Annotated in this window: 13 protein-coding genes; 12 read left to right on the top strand and 1 reads right to left on the bottom strand. The window is 42.0% G+C overall.

The window, feature by feature from the left end; all coding sequences use genetic code 11:
• Positions 1 to 31: 31 nt before the first annotated feature.
• The 8 genes from BLV53_RS04175 to recD2 all read left to right on the top strand — a co-directional run bounded on the left by BLV53_RS04175 (position 32) and on the right by recD2 (position 11,586).
• A complete protein-coding gene (locus BLV53_RS04175) occupies positions 32 to 772 on the top strand; it encodes an alpha/beta hydrolase (protein WP_090297465.1) in 741 nt (246 codons plus the stop codon).
• Between the two features lie 31 nt (positions 773 to 803).
• Positions 804 to 2,783 (top strand): excinuclease ABC subunit UvrB, encoded by a 1,980-nt coding sequence (gene uvrB / locus BLV53_RS04170; protein ID WP_090297462.1) that lies wholly within the window; start codon positions 804 to 806, stop codon positions 2,781 to 2,783.
• Positions 2,784 to 2,904: 121 nt separating this feature from the next.
• Positions 2,905 to 5,730 (top strand): excinuclease ABC subunit UvrA, encoded by a 2,826-nt coding sequence (gene uvrA, locus BLV53_RS04165; protein ID WP_090297459.1) that lies wholly within the window; start codon positions 2,905 to 2,907, stop codon positions 5,728 to 5,730.
• A gap of 104 nt (positions 5,731 to 5,834) precedes the next feature.
• Positions 5,835 to 6,815 carry a rod shape-determining protein gene (locus BLV53_RS04160; RefSeq protein WP_090297456.1) on the top strand — a complete coding sequence of 327 codons (981 nt, stop codon included), beginning with the start codon at positions 5,835 to 5,837 and terminating at the stop codon, positions 6,813 to 6,815.
• 154 nt (positions 6,816 to 6,969) lie between these two features.
• A complete protein-coding gene (locus BLV53_RS04155; protein ID WP_090297452.1) occupies positions 6,970 to 7,773 on the top strand; it encodes a flagellar hook-basal body protein in 804 nt (267 codons plus the stop codon).
• Positions 7,774 to 7,984: 211 nt separating this feature from the next.
• On the top strand, positions 7,985 to 8,800 hold the full coding sequence (locus tag BLV53_RS04150; protein ID WP_090297448.1) for a flagellar hook-basal body protein: 816 nt from the start codon (positions 7,985 to 7,987) through the stop codon (positions 8,798 to 8,800).
• Positions 8,801 to 8,827: 27 nt separating this feature from the next.
• Positions 8,828 to 9,283, top strand: coding sequence for a hypothetical protein (locus BLV53_RS04145; RefSeq protein WP_090297445.1), 456 nt, complete (start codon positions 8,828 to 8,830; stop codon positions 9,281 to 9,283).
• A 65-nt stretch (positions 9,284 to 9,348) separates the two neighbouring features.
• On the top strand, positions 9,349 to 11,586 hold the full coding sequence (gene recD2 / locus BLV53_RS04140) for an SF1B family DNA helicase RecD2 (protein ID WP_170830747.1): 2,238 nt from the start codon (positions 9,349 to 9,351) through the stop codon (positions 11,584 to 11,586).
• On the opposite strand, the gene BLV53_RS04135 is transcribed toward recD2, so the two are convergent.
• Complete coding sequence (locus BLV53_RS04135) at positions 11,570 to 12,691, bottom strand: HD-GYP domain-containing protein (protein WP_090297439.1); 1,122 nt, start codon at positions 12,689 to 12,691, stop codon at positions 11,570 to 11,572. The two genes, recD2 and BLV53_RS04135, sit on opposite strands and share 17 nt — an antisense overlap.
• Before the next feature lie 236 nt (positions 12,692 to 12,927).
• On the opposite strand from BLV53_RS04135, the gene metK reads away from it, so the two are divergent.
• The 4 genes from metK to BLV53_RS04115 all read left to right on the top strand — a co-directional run bounded on the left by metK (position 12,928) and on the right by BLV53_RS04115 (position 16,787).
• Positions 12,928 to 14,109, top strand: coding sequence for a methionine adenosyltransferase (gene metK / locus BLV53_RS04130; RefSeq protein WP_090297436.1), 1,182 nt, complete (start codon positions 12,928 to 12,930; stop codon positions 14,107 to 14,109).
• A gap of 172 nt (positions 14,110 to 14,281) precedes the next feature.
• The gene (locus BLV53_RS04125; protein ID WP_090297432.1) at positions 14,282 to 15,706 is read left to right on the top strand and encodes an ATP-binding protein; all 1,425 of its coding nucleotides are present in this window, start codon (positions 14,282 to 14,284) and stop codon (positions 15,704 to 15,706) included.
• Between the two features lie 201 nt (positions 15,707 to 15,907).
• Positions 15,908 to 16,351 carry a hypothetical protein gene (locus BLV53_RS04120; RefSeq protein WP_139298924.1) on the top strand — a complete coding sequence of 148 codons (444 nt, stop codon included), beginning with the start codon at positions 15,908 to 15,910 and terminating at the stop codon, positions 16,349 to 16,351.
• Between the two features lie 13 nt (positions 16,352 to 16,364).
• Positions 16,365 to 16,787: a hypothetical protein gene (locus BLV53_RS04115; protein WP_090297425.1), complete on the top strand. Its 423-nt coding sequence runs from the start codon at positions 16,365 to 16,367 to the stop codon at positions 16,785 to 16,787.
• Positions 16,788 to 16,869: the final 82 nt, after the last annotated feature.

The raw sequence follows: 16,869 nt of genomic DNA, 5'->3' as shown, positions 1-16,869 counted from the left end.
AAAATTCGATAAAGGACAATAAGTAATACACGTGAACACTAAAAATAAAAAGAAGAAACTATTAATTATTTTAGGTGTAGGCTTGCTTTTAATAGCTACTGCTGTGGCACGCCTCGCCTCTTATGTAAACCACTATTATGAAGCCACAGACAGGGCATTAACCTACGTTACTAAGCCAGTGGATGGTGTCACAGTCGTCCGTGATGGATTAAACATCAGCTTTATTCCAGAGAATCCCAAGGCTGGACTGGTATTTTATCCAGGCGCCCTGGTGGAGACAGAAGCCTACGCTCCTGTAATGGAACAGCTGGCAGAAAACGACATCGAGTGCGTCATTGTAGGTATGCCTCACTACCTGGCACTTCTCAATCCAAAGGGAGCCAATGACATTGTAGACAACTGTCCGGAGATTCACGACTGGTACTTGAGCGGCCACAGCCTGGGAGGTGTAATGGCATCCTGGTTTGCCCATTTTCACTCCGAGGATTATAAGGGCATCGTCCTGATGGCATCATATTCCGTGAAGGATTTAACAGAAACAGATTTAGATGTTTTATTGCTCAGAGGTTCTGAGGACAAAGTATTAAAAATAGAAAAGTATAATGAAAATCTTAAAAATCTTCCATCTGATTACACCGAAGTAGTGATAGATGGTGGCTGCCACGCTTTCTTTGGGGATTACGGCAGCCAAAAGGGCGATGGAGAGCCTACCATTACAGTGGAAGAGCAAAATGATATTACAGTAAAAGAAATTTTAAAATTTATTAACTAATTGATTTAGCATAGCATTTTTGGTAAACATTATGGATTTTAAGTTACATTCGCAGTACCAACCTACAGGCGACCAGCCACAGGCTATAGAGGAACTGGTTCGGGGCTTCAAGGAAGGTAATCAGATGCAGACACTCCTTGGTGTTACAGGTTCAGGAAAGACCTTCACCATGGCCAATGTCATTGAACAGCTGAACAAGCCAACCCTTATCATTGCCCACAACAAGACCCTGGCAGGCCAGCTCTATTCCGAGTTCAAGGAATTCTTCCCGGAAAATGCCGTGGAATATTTTGTATCCTACTACGATTACTATCAGCCCGAGGCCTACGTGCCTAGCACTGATACCTACATCGCCAAGGATTCCTCTATAAATGATGAAATCGACAAACTGCGTCTGTCTGCAACAGCGTCTCTTTCTGAAAGGCGTGACGTAATCATAGTTTCATCAGTTTCCTGTATCTATGGCATCGGTGAGCCTGATGATTTCCAAAACATGATGGTTTCTCTGCGTCCTGGTGATATGAAGGACAGGGACGATGTCATCCATGAACTGATAAACATCCAGTACATGCGTAATGATATGGATTTTGCCCGCGGTACCTTTAGAGTGCGCGGTGATGTGCTTGAGGTCATCCCAGCCAACACCAGCGACTATGGTATCCGCATCGAATTCTTTGGGGATGAGATAGACCGTATATGCGAAACAGATATATTGACAGGTCAGGTGAAGCGCACCTTAGAGCACTGTGCTATCTTCCCTGCCAGCCACTATGTTATTCCTCAGGATAAAATCAACGCTGCCTGCGCCAGCATAGAAGCGGAGCTTGACGAGCGTGTTAAATACTTCAAATCCGAAGACAAATTAATAGAAGCCCAGCGTATAGCTGAACGCACTAATTTTGATATAGAGATGCTCAGGGAGACAGGTTTTTGCTCCGGTATCGAAAACTACAGCCGCCACATGACAGCTCAAAAGGCAGGAGAGCCACCAAAATGCCTTATAGATTATTTTGGTGATGATTTCCTCATTATCGTAGATGAGAGTCATATAACACTGCCTCAGGTGCGAGGTATGTTTGCAGGCGACCAGGCCAGAAAGCGCACATTGGTGGAGTACGGCTTCAGACTTCCATCAGCTTTAGATAATAGACCTTTGAATTTCGGAGAATTCGAATCGAAAATCGACCAGATGATGTTTGTATCTGCTACCCCTGGCGACTACGAGGAAGAACACGAAATGCTTCGTGCTGAGCAGGTTATCAGACCTACAGGATTGCTGGATCCAGAGATAGAAGTACGCCCTGTAGATGGTCAGATAGACGATCTGTTCAACGAAATCCAAAAGGAAACAGCAAATAAAAATAAAGTAATGATTACCACTCTAACCAAGCGCATGGCAGAGGATTTGACTGATTATTTGGCAGAGCTTGGCATCAGGGTTAAATACATGCATTCCGACATTGACACCATGGAACGTGCAGAAATCATCAGAGATTTGCGCCTGGATGTGTTTGATGTGCTTGTAGGTATCAACCTTTTGCGTGAGGGCTTGGATATTCCGGAAATCACCCTGGTAGCCATTTTGGATGCAGACAAAGAGGGCTTCCTCAGAAGTGAGCGCTCACTTATCCAGACCATTGGACGTGCTGCTCGTAACAGCGAAGGTCACGTAATCATGTATGCCGACACCATGACAGAATCCATGGAAAAGGCTATCAGTGAAACGGAGCGTCGTCGTGAAATCCAAAAGGCCTACAACGAGGCTCACGGCATCACACCACAGACCATTCAAAAATCAGTCCGCGAGCTCATCTCCATTTCCAGGGACATCGCGAAAAAGGAAATGCAGTTTAAGAAGGATCCTGAAGAAATGGACAAAAAAGAGCTTGAAAAGCTTATCGCAGATATCCAAAAGAAGATGCAAAAGGCCGCTTCTGAGCTCAATTTCGAAGCTGCTGCCGAATACCGCGACAAAATGGTTGAACTTAAAAATATGTTGAGGGATTTATAAGTTAGTAGCCTTCCCCTAGAGGGAAGAGATAATGCTTTAGCGTTATCTGCCACCCCGGCGAGGGGGAAGGTGGCCGCAGGCCGGATGAGGTGTCGTACCTAAAGCAAGAGAGGAACCAAAATTGAAAGAAAAAAAATATATCAAGATAAAAGGTGCCAACGAACACAACCTTAAAAACATAAGCATAGACATTCCCCGTGATGAATTTGTAGTTCTCACAGGTCTCTCAGGCTCAGGAAAATCATCCTTAGCCTTTGACACAATCTTTGCTGAGGGCCAGCGCCGCTACATGGAATCTCTTTCCAGCTACGCTCGCCAGTTCTTGGGCCAGATGGAAAAGCCAAACGTAGAGCACATGGAAGGTATGCCACCTGCCATTTCCATTGACCAGAAAAGCACCAACCACAACCCACGTTCTACAGTAGGAACTGTTACAGAAATCTATGACTACATGCGTCTGTTATATGCCAGATGTGGCATCCCACACTGCCCAAACTGTGGCAAGCCTATCAGCAAGCAGACTGTAGACCAGATGGTTGATGCTATAATGGCACTTCCTGAGCGCACCAAAATTCAGCTACTAGCACCAGTAGTGAGAGGCCGCAAGGGTACTCACGAAAAGCTATTTGAAAAAGCGAAAAAATCCGGTTACGTCCGTGTAAATGTAGATGGAAATGTCTACGATTTATCTGAAGAGATAAAGCTGGATAAAAATATAAAGCACAATATTGAAATTGTCATCGACAGACTTGTAATCAAAGAGGGCATCGAAAAGCGTCTCACTGACTCAATCGAGGCAGTGCTAAAGCTGGCTGATGGTCTTGTGATTGTTGATGTTATCGACGGAGAGCCTATCAAATTCTCAGAAGGATTTTCATGTCCGGACTGCGGCATCAGCATCGATGAAGTGGAGCCACGTAGCTTTTCCTTCAACAATCCATTTGGCGCCTGCCCAGAGTGTTTCGGACTTGGCTACAAGATGGAATTCGACGAGGATTTGATGATTCCAGACAAATCACTTTCCTTTAATGAGGGTTGCGTTCAGGTCATTGGCTGGCAGTCCTCAAACAAAAGCACAAGCTTTGCCCACGCATTGCTTGAGGCTTTATCCGAGGAATACAAATTCTCACTGGATACTCCATACAAGGAGCTTCCGGAAAACATCCGCCATATGTTTATGCATGGTTTCGACCGCTCAGTTGATGTCCATTATGAGGGACAGCGCGGCAGAGGCGTTTATCCTACAGTATTTGAGGGCTTGATTGAAAATATCAACCGTCGCTACAAGGAGACCTATTCGGAGTCTGCTAAAAAAGAATACGAAGAATTCATGTTTTACAGCGATTGCCCATGCTGTCATGGTCAGCGTCTGAAAAAGGAAAGCCTTGCAGTTACAATCGCAGATAGAAATATTTTTGAGATGACTCAGTATCCGGTTCATGAGCTATACGACCTTATCGACAACCTTGACCTTACTGAACAGCAGAAAAAGATAGGTGCTGTAGTCCTTAAGGAAATCAGAAATCGTCTGAAATTCATGGTAGATGTAGGGCTTGACTATCTAACACTTGCCCGTGCTACAGCCACACTATCAGGTGGTGAGGCTCAACGTATACGTCTGGCTACCCAGATAGGCTCAGGTCTGGTAGGTGTTGCATATATTTTAGATGAGCCATCTATCGGACTTCATCAGAAGGATAACGACAAGCTTTTAGCATCCCTAAAGGGGCTTAGAGACTTAGGCAACACCCTGATAGTTGTAGAGCATGATTCCGATACCATGAAGGCTGCGGATTATCTTGTGGATATTGGCCCTCGCGCCGGCAAGGATGGTGGAGAAGTCGTTGCAGCAGGTACACCAGAGGAAATCATGGCAAATCCTAATTCCATTACAGGTCAGTACCTAAGCGGCAAGCTTTGCATCCCTGTTCCATCAGAGCGTCGTGAGCCAAAGGGCTGGCTCACTATAAAGGGCGCTAGGGAGCACAACCTTAAAAATATCGACGTGGATATTCCACTTGGAATCATGACAGTTGTAACAGGAGTTTCCGGTTCAGGAAAGAGCTCCCTTATCAACGAGATTTTATACAAGGATTTGGCAAAGAGGCTTAATCGTGCCCGCAAAATATCAGGAAAGCACGATGATATCATTGGTACAGAAGCACTAGACAAGGTCATCGACATTGACCAGTCTCCAATCGGACGTACTCCTCGCTCAAATCCTGCTACATACACAGGAGTGTTCGATTTAATTAGAGACCTTTTTGCAGGCACAACCGAAGCTAAAGAAAGAGGCTATAGCAAGGGGCGTTTCTCTTTCAACGTAAAGGGCGGACGCTGTGAGGCCTGCTCAGGAGACGGTATCATCAAAATCGAGATGCATTTCTTGCCTGATGTGTATGTACCTTGCGAAGTCTGCGGAGGTAAGCGTTACAACCGAGAGACACTTGAGGTTCACTACAAGGGCAAGACCATCTACGACATCCTTGATATGACAGTAGAGGAAGCAGTGGAATTCTTCAAAAATGTTCCAAGCATCCTAAACAAAATCCAGAGCCTATACGATGTAGGCTTAGGCTACATCAAGCTTGGTCAGCCATCCACCACACTTTCAGGTGGTGAGGCACAGCGTATCAAGCTTGCCACAGAGCTGTCACGTCGCGCCACTGGAAAAACAATCTACATCCTTGACGAGCCGACCACAGGTCTTCATTTTGACGATGTAAACAAACTCGTAGAAATCATGCGAAAGCTATCCGATTCGGGCAACACAGTAGTGGTCATCGAGCACAATTTGGACGTTATAAAGTGCGCTGACTACATAATCGATATGGGCCCTGACGGTGGTGACAGAGGTGGTACCGTAATAGCCAAAGGAACACCAGAGGAAATTGTAAAAGTTAAACAAAGTTACACAGGCCAGTACCTTAAAGAGTATTTAAAGTAAATACTTGAAACCTCTCTTTTTTCGTATATAATAGAAAAGTAAAAATGCGTAATTTTGTCTAATTTAGACAGTTCTATATTAAAAAATAAGAGAGGAACAGTAAAATGGCAGGTTCAGATATCGGAATTGATTTAGGTACAGCTAGCGTTCTTGTATATGCAAAGGGCAAGGGCGTTGTATTAAAAGAGCCTTCAGTTGTGGCTTTTGATAGAGATACAAACAAAATCAAAGAAATTGGTGAAGAGGCACGTCTTATGATTGGACGTACTCCTGGTAATATTGTGGCAGTTCGTCCACTTCGTCAGGGTGTTATCTCTGATTACACAGTCACCGAGAAGATGATTAAATATTTCGTTCAGAAGGCTATGGGTAAAAAGAGCTATCGTAAGCCTCGTATCGCTGTCTGTGTTCCTTCAGGAGCCACAGAGGTTGAGAAGCGTGCCGTTGAGGATGCAGCATTTGCAGCAGGTGCCCGCGAGGTTAAAATCATCGAGGAGCCTATCGCAGCAGCTATCGGCGCTGGTATCGATATTTCACTTCCAATGGGAAATATGATCGTAGATATCGGTGGTGGTACAGCAGATATCGCTGTCATCTCACTTGGTAGCTCAGTTGTCAGCACATCTATCAAGGTGGCTGGTGACGATTTCGACGAGGCTATCGTTCGTTACATGAGAAAGAAGCACAACCTTCTTATCGGTGAGCGTACAGCCGAAGATATCAAAATTAAAATCGGTCGTTGCTACCCACTTGGCGAGCCAGAGACTATGGATGTTAGAGGACGTAACCTCGTATCAGGTCTTCCAAAGACTATCACAGTTTCTTCAGAGGAGACAGAGGAAGCACTCAAGGAATCTACAATGCAGATTGTTGAGGCTATTCACTCAGTTCTTGAAAAGACTCCACCAGAGCTTGCAGCCGACGTTGCAGACAGAGGTATCGTACTTACAGGTGGCGGTGCACTTCTTCGTGGTCTTGAGGAGCTCATCGAGGACCGCACAGGCATCAACACTATGACAGCCGACGAAGCTATGACATGCGTAGCCATCGGAACAGGCCGTTACGTGGAGCTTCTTTCAGATTAATATCAAATATAAATTATCAGGACTTGGATTTTTTCCAGGTCCTTTTTTGTTAGAAGTTTTTATAAAAAATTTGTTACCAGGGTTAAGTATGGCTTAAAGTGTCCGATAACATAGATGGAGAAAGGTTTAAGTATAAGTAAAATGGGGGCAGCTTATGGTAAAAGGACTCTACACAGCCTATACAGGAATGGTAAATGAGCAGAGGCGAATGGATGTTATGACAAACAACCTGGCCAACTCTGCAACTACAGGCTACAAAAAGGAAGCTATGGTAGCGCAAGCCTTTGACGAAAAGCTGGCCATAAAAATAAAAGATACATCTCATTGGCACAACATGCCTGAGAAAATAGGCTACATCTCCCTTGGTGCAAAGATAGGCGAGACCTACACCAATTGGGATCAGGGCCCATTTCAAATTACAGATAAAGAATCAGATGTTGCCCTTGGTGGTAAAGGCTTTTTTGCAATTGAATTTACAAATAAAGCTGGAGAAACTTCCATCAAATATACAAGAGACGGTTCTTTCGTAGTGGACAACGAGGGATATCTTAGAACAGTAGATGGCGACTATGTGCTGAATTCAGATGGTGCATCAGGTTCTCAGTACGGTGATGGTTTTAGAGTGCAGATTGACCCGTCGTTAAAATATTCGATAGCGTCTGATGGAACAATTCGCCAAAACGGAGAAGAGGTAGATACCATCGGAGTAATCGACATAGATAACTACGACTACATCAATAAATATGGTGAGAATCTATATGATTTGATTCCAGGCGGAAATATCATCGAAAGCGAAGCAATAGTTGAGCAGGGCACACTTGAAGCCTCAAACGTAAATGTAGTAGATGAAATGGTTAGTATGATTCAAATAGCCCGCGCCTACGAAGCAGGTCAAAAAATGATACAAACCGAAGATTCAACCCTAGAAAAAACTGCCAATACAATAGGCCGCGTATAATCGTAAACGTAATTATTCGTTGTTAGCAGCGTAACCCACTGCAAAGTAAAGATAGCCTGTAGCTATCAATACTATATATTGCATAAGGGAAGCATTCCAAGCTGACCGTTGCAATATATAGCATTGAGAGCGTAACAGGCGAGCCACAGCGTAACAATATCTTATAGCATTGAGAGCGTAACAGGCGAGCCGTAAACTAGGAGGAAATACCATGGTCAGATCATTATGGTCAGCTGCTTCAGGAATGAAGGGCCAGCAAACATCAGTTGATACAATCGCAAATAACTTAGCAAATGTAAATACAACAGGCTATAAAGCACAGAACGCCCAGTTCAAGACACTTTTGTACCAAACCCTGCAGTCTAAAAGTACAAATGCTCAGGGCGATACCAAACCAACTGCAGCTCAGGTAGGCCTTGGAACCAGAGTGGCTTCTTTGAATTCAAACTTCACCCAGGGCGCACAGCTTGCAAACGATAGCAATACAGCAATGTGTATCATCGGTGAAGGCTTCTTTGCAGTGCAGGATGGCACAGAGACTCACTATACCAGAAATGGAAATTTCAGCTGGGCTATAAATGATGCAGGTGAGAAAGTTCTTACCACTCCAGAAGGTTACCAGGTACTGGACCAGGCCAATCAGCCAATCAAGGTTCCAAAAACTGTAGAAAAAGATTTTAAGGTGGACCCTGATACAGGCGCTATCACAATTCAAAATGCTGATGGAAAATATACAGCCACCGGACAGAGTGTAGCTATTTATCAATTTACCAATAGAGTAGGTCTTAATAAGATAGGCGAAAATCTATATGATGAGTCAGAGGCTTCAGGCGAACCAATGCCAGAGTGGAGCACTCAGGGAGTCATCAGAAGTGAAGTTGTCCAGAATTATCTGGAAGGCTCAAATGTAAATGTAGCTGATGAAATGGTAAATCTTATCATTGCTCAGCGTGCATATGAAATGAACTCAAAGGCGATAACCACTTCAGATACAATGCTGGAGCAGGCTAACAACCTGAAGAGATAGTGTTACTATTAAAAGGGGGATAAGAATATGGATATCACAGGAATGAATCAGTACTTACAAACGCAGTACACAAATCAAGGCAGGGCATCTGCGGCAGATGCCACTACAAGGTCTATCGGAGGCATTTCAAAGAATTCCTCCAGGGAAGACATCACCAAAGCGGTGAAAAACTTCGAAACCTTCATGATGGAAAAGGTCATCAAAGAGATGAAAGAGACCATGACCATGGAAGAAAAAAACAACGATTCTATGAGCATGTACAAGGATCTTTATCTCGACCAGTCCATCACACAGATTGCATCACAGATGGTAGATCAGATTGGAGGAGACCTGACTGATGATTTAGTTGACCAGATTATGCGCAACTATGGAATCACAGGCACTACAAATCTTCCGACAGAAAGCAGTGGTCTCGATAATGAAAAGGTTTCAGACGACATAGCAAGTGAAAACACTTCCACAGTTCAGGAAGTGCTAACCTGATAATGATTGAAATGACACCCAGGGCTTTATAGCTACTGGGTGTTTTTTGTGTTAGTATATATCCTATGGTAGAAATAACAGGATACGTAGAAAACATAATATTTAGAAATCCGGATAACGGATATACAGTGCTTGATTATGTAACGGATGACATGCTAATTACCGCCACCGGGATTTTCCCTACAATCGGTGAGGGAGAGAATCTTTTGCTAAGAGGCGATTACGTGGATCATCCCGTATACGGCAAGCAGTTCAAGGCAACAAGCTATGAGGCGGTGGCACCTACGGACGAAGCTTCCATGGAGCGATATTTAGGCTCGGGAGCTATCCGTGGAATCGGCCCAAAGCTGGCTGCCAGAATTATTAAAACATTTGGGGCAGATACTTTCCGTATCATCGAGGAGGAGCCAGAGCGACTTGAGGAAGTAAAGGGCATCTCCTTAGGAAAGGCCATGGAAATCTCCGACCAGATAGTAGGGGCCAAGGATATCAGAAATGCCATGATATTCCTGGATAAATACGGCCTACATGGAAACACTGCCATCAAAATATATAATCGTTTTGGAAATGATGTATACAATGTCATTCAAAGCAACCCTTATCGAATCGCCGATGAAGTATCAGGTATAGGATTTAAGACTGCCGATGAAATCGCAGGGCAGGTTGGTATAAAGGTAGATTCTGAATTTAGAATCAAGGGTGGCATACAGTATGTGCTGGGACAGGGAGCAGGCTACGGACACACCTATCTTCCAATAGAGACATTGATAGATATGGCTGTGGATTTGCTGAAGGTGGACGCTGAATCGGTAGAGGCTCAGATAATGAATCTGGCAATGGATAAAAAAGTCATAATTAAACGTATGACAGATGATACTAAACAGGTTTACTCTCGTTCCTTCTATCGCATGGAGGAATCCATCGCAGGTATGCTAAAGGAGCTTAACCTGACCTACAAGGCCGACAGGGCAGATTTGGAAAAGGTGATTCGCCGTATAGAAAAAGATGAAAGCTTTGAGCTGGATGAGCTACAAAAGGATGCTGTTATTGCAGCAGCGGAGCATGGCTTTTTCGTACTGACAGGTGGCCCTGGTACTGGTAAAACCACTACTATCACCACTATGATTCACATTTTTGAAGAAGAGGGGTACAACATCTTTCTGGCAGCCCCAACAGGCCGAGCCGCCAAAAGAATGAGCGAGGCCACAGGCTACGAAGCCAGAACCATCCATCGTATGCTTGAGGTATCGGGCAAAATGGGGGATGACGATGATGCTACATCCTTTGCCAAATTTGACCGCAATGAGGAAAATCCACTGGAGTGTGATGTCATCATCATAGATGAGATGTCCATGGTAGATGTTTCACTGATGTATTCTCTTTTAAAGGCCATATCAGTTGGCACCAGATTAATCCTGGTAGGTGATATGCATCAGCTCCCAAGCGTTGGCCCTGGCAATGTGCTAAAGGATATCCTGGCATCTAATCAGTTCACATCAGTTACTCTGGAAAAGATTTTCCGTCAGGCCCAGGAGAGCGACATCGTTATGAATGCTCACAGGATTCACAAGGGTGAGCATATGGTGTTAGATAACAAGTCCAAGGATTTCTTTTTCCTTAAGAGAAATGATGCAGATACCATCATCAGCGTTATGCTCACATTAATTAAGGAAAAGCTGCCCAAATATGTGGATGCAAATGTAAGTGATATTCAGGTCCTCACCCCTACCCGCAAGGGGCTCATCGGTGTGGAACGTCTTAATGGCATCCTACAGCAGTACCTAAATCCACCGTCCACCAAAAAAAACGAGTGGAAGGGTGAGACCAGAACCTTCCGCGAAGGTGACAAGGTCATGCAGATTCGCAATGACTATCAGCTGGAATGGGAAGTAAAGGGCAATTATAATATCACTTTGGAAAAGGGCGTTGGAGTATTCAACGGAGATGTGGGAATTATCAAAGAAATAAATGACTGGTCCAAATCCATAATCGTCGAGTTTGAAGAGGGCAGGACGGTCACTTATCCATTTGCATCGTTAGATGAGCTGGAGCTTGCCTATGCCATCACCATCCACAAGTCGCAGGGTTCCGAATATCCTGCAGTGGTGATGCCTATAATGGAAGGTCCAAAGATGCTTATGAACAGAAACATCCTCTACACAGCCATCACCAGAGCAAAAAAATGCGTCACCATGGTAGGCGACGCAGATGTTTATTATTCAATGATTGATAATGTGTCTCAGGCGAAACGCTACTCTGGTCTAAAAGACAGAATAGACGAAGCCTTTAGAGAATCGATTTAATATACAGCTCATTGTTGGCGCTATCAGCAAGATTAAGGATATCCCCATTGTCAAGGGCTACTACAGGTCGTGAAAGATTGGTTTTGTTAATATAAACCACACGGCCTGTTTTTGCGTTATTAAGCATTATTCGGCTGTTGTTGTATGTGTTAGCTATTCTTTCAAGGAATACAAGAATATATTTTGTGTTGTATTTTTTTAGTCCATCTTTTTCAAATTCAGAAATAACCTGGAAGGAACAAAGCGGATCGCGATGTGCTCTTGCAGAGGTCATTGCATCATATACATCAGCAATAGCTACAATGCTCGCAAAATCGTCAATTTCGTCTTCCCCAAGGCCTCTCGGGTAGCCACTACCGTCACTTCTCTCGTGGTGTTGAAGTGCAGCGTACAAAATACGAGGGTCAAAGCTCTTATCGTTAAGAAGTTTTTTCCCAAGCAGAGTATGGGACTTCATTTGGGCAAATTCTTCATCTGTATAACGACCAGGTTTATTAAGAATACTTTCAGGTATCTGAGTTTTTCCAATATCATGAAGCAACCCAGCCAACGTTATAATGTTCAATTCTTCTTTAGGGAGCTTAAGCCATTTTCCAATAGAGCGGGAAATCAGTGCAACATTAAGGGAATGAGAATAAATAGGATCCTCAAGATTTCGCATGTTGCTTAACATATCTAAAAGCTCAAGTGATGTCTTTGATTTAAACAGACTTTCGCAGTTTTCAAGCATTAAATCAGAACACTCTGCGCCGCCTCCGGCAATAATTGCTTCGAAGTTTTCCTTGAGATAAGTGATATTTAATGCGTAGTCCGATTGGAATTTCTGAAATTGTGGAGAAGCCTTTAAACGCTGTGTATATGTGATTTGCTCACTTACATAAGTCTCATTCGTTGTGGTAGTGGTAGGTGTAGGCTCAGGTTCAGAAGACACAGGTGGCTCTGTATCTTCCACAGTAGCAGTTTCTATCTTATAAAAAGAGAGCTTTGCTATCAGTTGGGGAGTGAGTTTCTCACCTGCCTTTACAATAGTTTGCCCACGCTTGGTAAGAACAGGCTCTGCTGTTATCATGTTAGGTTCAAGTTTGTCTACTGTTAAAGTTGTCATAGTTGCCCTCACGTTACATTTTTAGTGCCACCATTATAGCGGGGCACATGCTATTGCACAATGTAGTTCACAATCATTTCATTAATATTGATTATATAAATCAATTATTATATTCCGGTGAACTAATTGTGAATAAAAATATTTATTGTTGCTATATACAGAACTAGGGTATATACTATACTTTACCTAAGAATGACCTTAGGTAAGACAATTTCATATAGAAAGAGAGTTAAAAGATGGAAAAGTTACTTTTTACTTCAGAGTCAGTAACAGAAGGTCATCCAGATAAGGTATGTGATGCCATATCTGATGCCATCCTCGATGCTTGCTTAGCTGAAGATCCAATGAGTAGAGTAGCTTGTGAGTCTTGCTCATGTACAGGATTTGTCCTCGTTACAGGCGAGATTACTACAAAGGCTCAGCTCGATGTTCCAGCTATTGTTCGCAAGACTCTTCTTGAAATCGGTTATGACGATGGAAAGAAAGGCATCGACGGAAATTCTTGCGCTGTTATGGTCGCTCTTGATCAACAATCCGCAGACATTGCCATGGGTGTTGACAAGGCTCTTGAGGCAAAGGAAGGATCACTTACAGATGACCTGGACACAGGCGCTGGTGATCAGGGTATGATGTTCGGTTTCGCTACTAACGAAACAGAAGAGCTCATGCCATATCCTATTTCTCTTGCTCATAGACTTGCTCTACAGCTTGCTAATGTCCGCAAAGACGGAACACTCAGTTACCTTCGTCCAGACGGAAAGACACAGGTTTCTGTAGAGTATGACGAGGCTGGCAAGCCATTTAGACTTGAGGCTGTAGTTTTATCTACACAGCATGATGAAGATGTTACTCAGGAACAGATTCACGCAGACATCAAAAAGTATGTCTTTGACCCAGTCCTTCCAAAGGACATGATTGATGACAAGACAAAGTTCTACATCAATCCTACAGGCCGTTTCGTCATCGGTGGTCCACACGGTGATGCAGGTCTTACTGGCCGTAAGATTATCGTTGATACTTACGGTGGCTATGCTCGTCATGGCGGCGGTGCTTTCTCAGGAAAGGATTGCACAAAGGTGGATCGCTCAGGCGCATATGCAGCTCGCTATGTTGCTAAAAATATCGTAGCAGCTGGCCTGGCAGACAAATGTGAGATTCAGCTCTCATATGCTATCGGCGTAGCAGAACCTACATCTATCATGGTAGACACATTCGGCACCGGCAAGCTTTCAGACAACCAGCTTGTTGAAATCGTTCGTGAAAACTTCGATCTTCGTCCAGCAGGCATCATCAAAATGCTCGACCTTCGTCGACCAATCTACCGCCCAACAGCAGCTTATGGCCACTTCGGCCGCACAGATGTCAAGCTTCCTTGGGAGCAGACAGACAAAGCTGAGGCTTTAAAGAAATATCTTTAACAGTTAGTAGTTATAACCCAGATTCAATTGAGTCTGGGTTATTTTTATATGGAAAAACCTATGACTTACCGAATCATGCATAGAAAGTAAATTTAAAGTGTGCTATATTATATTCAAATAGATTTAATTAAAAATGATTTGAATAAAAACGATTTGAATATAAGGAGTGCATATGTTTATTGGTAGAGAAAAAGAATTAGAATCATTACAGGCTATATACGAAAAAGATGGTTTTGGAATGACAGTAATTTATGGTCGACGAAGAGTAGGCAAATCATTCCTTATCAGAGAGTTTATAAAAAACAAAAAGGCTATATTTTATACAGCTACAAAAGTAGGAGCCGACAGAAATCTTGAGTTGTTTTCAAAACAGGTTTTTGATGTGTTGGATCCAGCGTATAGTAATGCCACATTTTCAAATATAGAAAGTGTCTTTGACATAATTACTAGCAAAGTATCAAATGCAAATGAAAAATTAATATTGGTTATCGATGAATTGCCATATTGGGCAGAAAAGGATGAGGCATTGCTGTCCGTATTGCAAAAATATATTGATAACCAGTGGTTGGATAAGAACATGATGCTTATTCTATGTGGCTCAGCACTTAGCTTTATGGTAAAGAAGGTGCTTAGTGAAAGAAGTCCGATTTTTGGGCGTAGAGATTCCCAGATAAAGCTAGATGCATTCAACTACAAGGATTCTGCGTTATTTGTCCCAGGCTATTCACCAGAAGATAAGGCAATCTGCTATGGTGTTACTGGTGGAGTGGCAAAGTATTTGGCCCTTTTTGATTCTTCAAAAAGCTTGGATGAAAACATTATTAAGCTTTTCTTTAATACGGATGGCTATCTGTTTGATGAAACAAAGAACCTATTAACCCAAGAATTTTCAGATGTAACTCTTGTAAATAATATTATTGAACAGGTTGCATCAGGCGAGACTGCTCTCAATATTATAGCAGCTAAAGTTAAAGAAAAAGATAGTACGGTTCTGTATTCATTGGAAAAGCTAATTGATGTTGGTCTTGTGGAGAAGAAAAAATGTATTACAGAAGAAAAAAACAAGAAGAAAACCCAGTATGTTCTTAAAGATCATATGTTTAAATTCTGGTATCAGTTTATTCCTAAAGCTATAAGCGTGATAGAAATGGGTCAGGGCCAGGTCTATTATGAAAAAGTTGTAAAGAGTGGATTACATTCTTTTATGGGAAGTGTATTTGAAGATATGTGCCGTTATTACACATTGAATCGCGGTATTCTTGGGGAATTTGGCTCTTTTATTACGGAAGTTGGTACTTGGTGGGGCGTCGAGCAGATGATAGATGTAAACGGAAGAAAGTATCAACAGTCTGCAGATATCGATGTAGTAGGTATATCTACAATAGATAAAACGGCTATTTTAGGTGAGTGTAAATTCAAAAATGAAAAAATAGATAAAGAGATATTCGAGACGCTTGTTAGAAGATCTAAGCTTATATCTGGCAGCTATAATGTCACAACATTAATTTTATTTTCTTTGAGTGGATTTACTGAATGGGTAAAAAATGCTGATACGCCTAATGTAAAGCTAATTACAGTAGAAGATTTATACAAGTAGCATATATTAAAAAAGTATAGAATAGCGAATTTCGTCATAAATTCGGTATTCGTACCCTTTATTATACAACGTGAATTAATAAGGGTTTATTAGGCAGTAGCTAGGAGTTACTATGGTGTTATAGGGGAGCAGGATTATAATCTACTTGCGATAAATGCAGATGCTTATCATGCTAATGATTTTGCAGTCACGTTATATGGTTTGTCTGCATACAATAAGAGTGAACTGATATCACAAAACGGGGCTGATTTTAACTCTAATTTTGAAATGTTCCCAGATAGCATCAAAGAATTTGCTGATGGACAATATGTGTCGAAGATGAACCTAGACACAGATGATTCTTTTGAATATACTATTTTAAGAATTAAGTATTCAGAGGATGATTATAATGCAGAACTGGAAAGATTATCTAATATGGGTGATGCGAAGTCAGAGGTGGGTTCAGGTAATCTAATCTATGACGATAAATCATATAATTACCCGGCATATATAGCTAAGGATGGGGAAGACAATGTATATGAGTATGTTTTAAATAATGAAAACGAGCGTGAGATTATATATGTAATACTTTCAAACCCAATAGTTTCAGAGATGAAGGAATGGTACGAGTATTTAAAAATTGACAGGAATAGCTATGAAAAGTAAGGAGGCCTAAAGAATGGACATAAACTGTGAAAGGATACATCTTAAACGAATAGTTTCTGTGAGTATAGCTGTTCTTATCTATATTTTAGGGGAACAGTTTGGCCGAGGGGCGTTTTCAATATATAGTTTCCCTATAATCATATTATTTGCGACTAATCAAGCTTTTTCCTATTTGTCTATTTTCAATCGAAAGATACATATTAGCAGAGATGACAGGTATCTTGTGGTTGATTATGGTAATAAAACAAAAAGCTATGAACATAACCAGCAAGAAAAAATAATACTTATTGAGGCAAGTGTTTTGGCCAATTATGATGAATTAATTATATTTTTACCTAAAAAAGAATTACATTTTGTTTTGAGTGTACGTGAAAAAGATGCAAAAATGAAAATAGAAAGATTGCAAGAAAGTGTTGCCAGAGGGTTATGTTTTTGAATATTGAGGTAAGATAATAAGAAATAATCAGTTATTGTAATGAGTTTGTAGATATAGGAATAGAAATACATTAAAAATAACA

This window comes from Pseudobutyrivibrio sp. ACV-2 (assembly GCF_900107545.1).
Lineage (GTDB): Bacteria > Bacillota > Clostridia > Lachnospirales > Lachnospiraceae > Pseudobutyrivibrio.
This window is presented reverse-complemented; position numbering and strand designations above follow the sequence as displayed.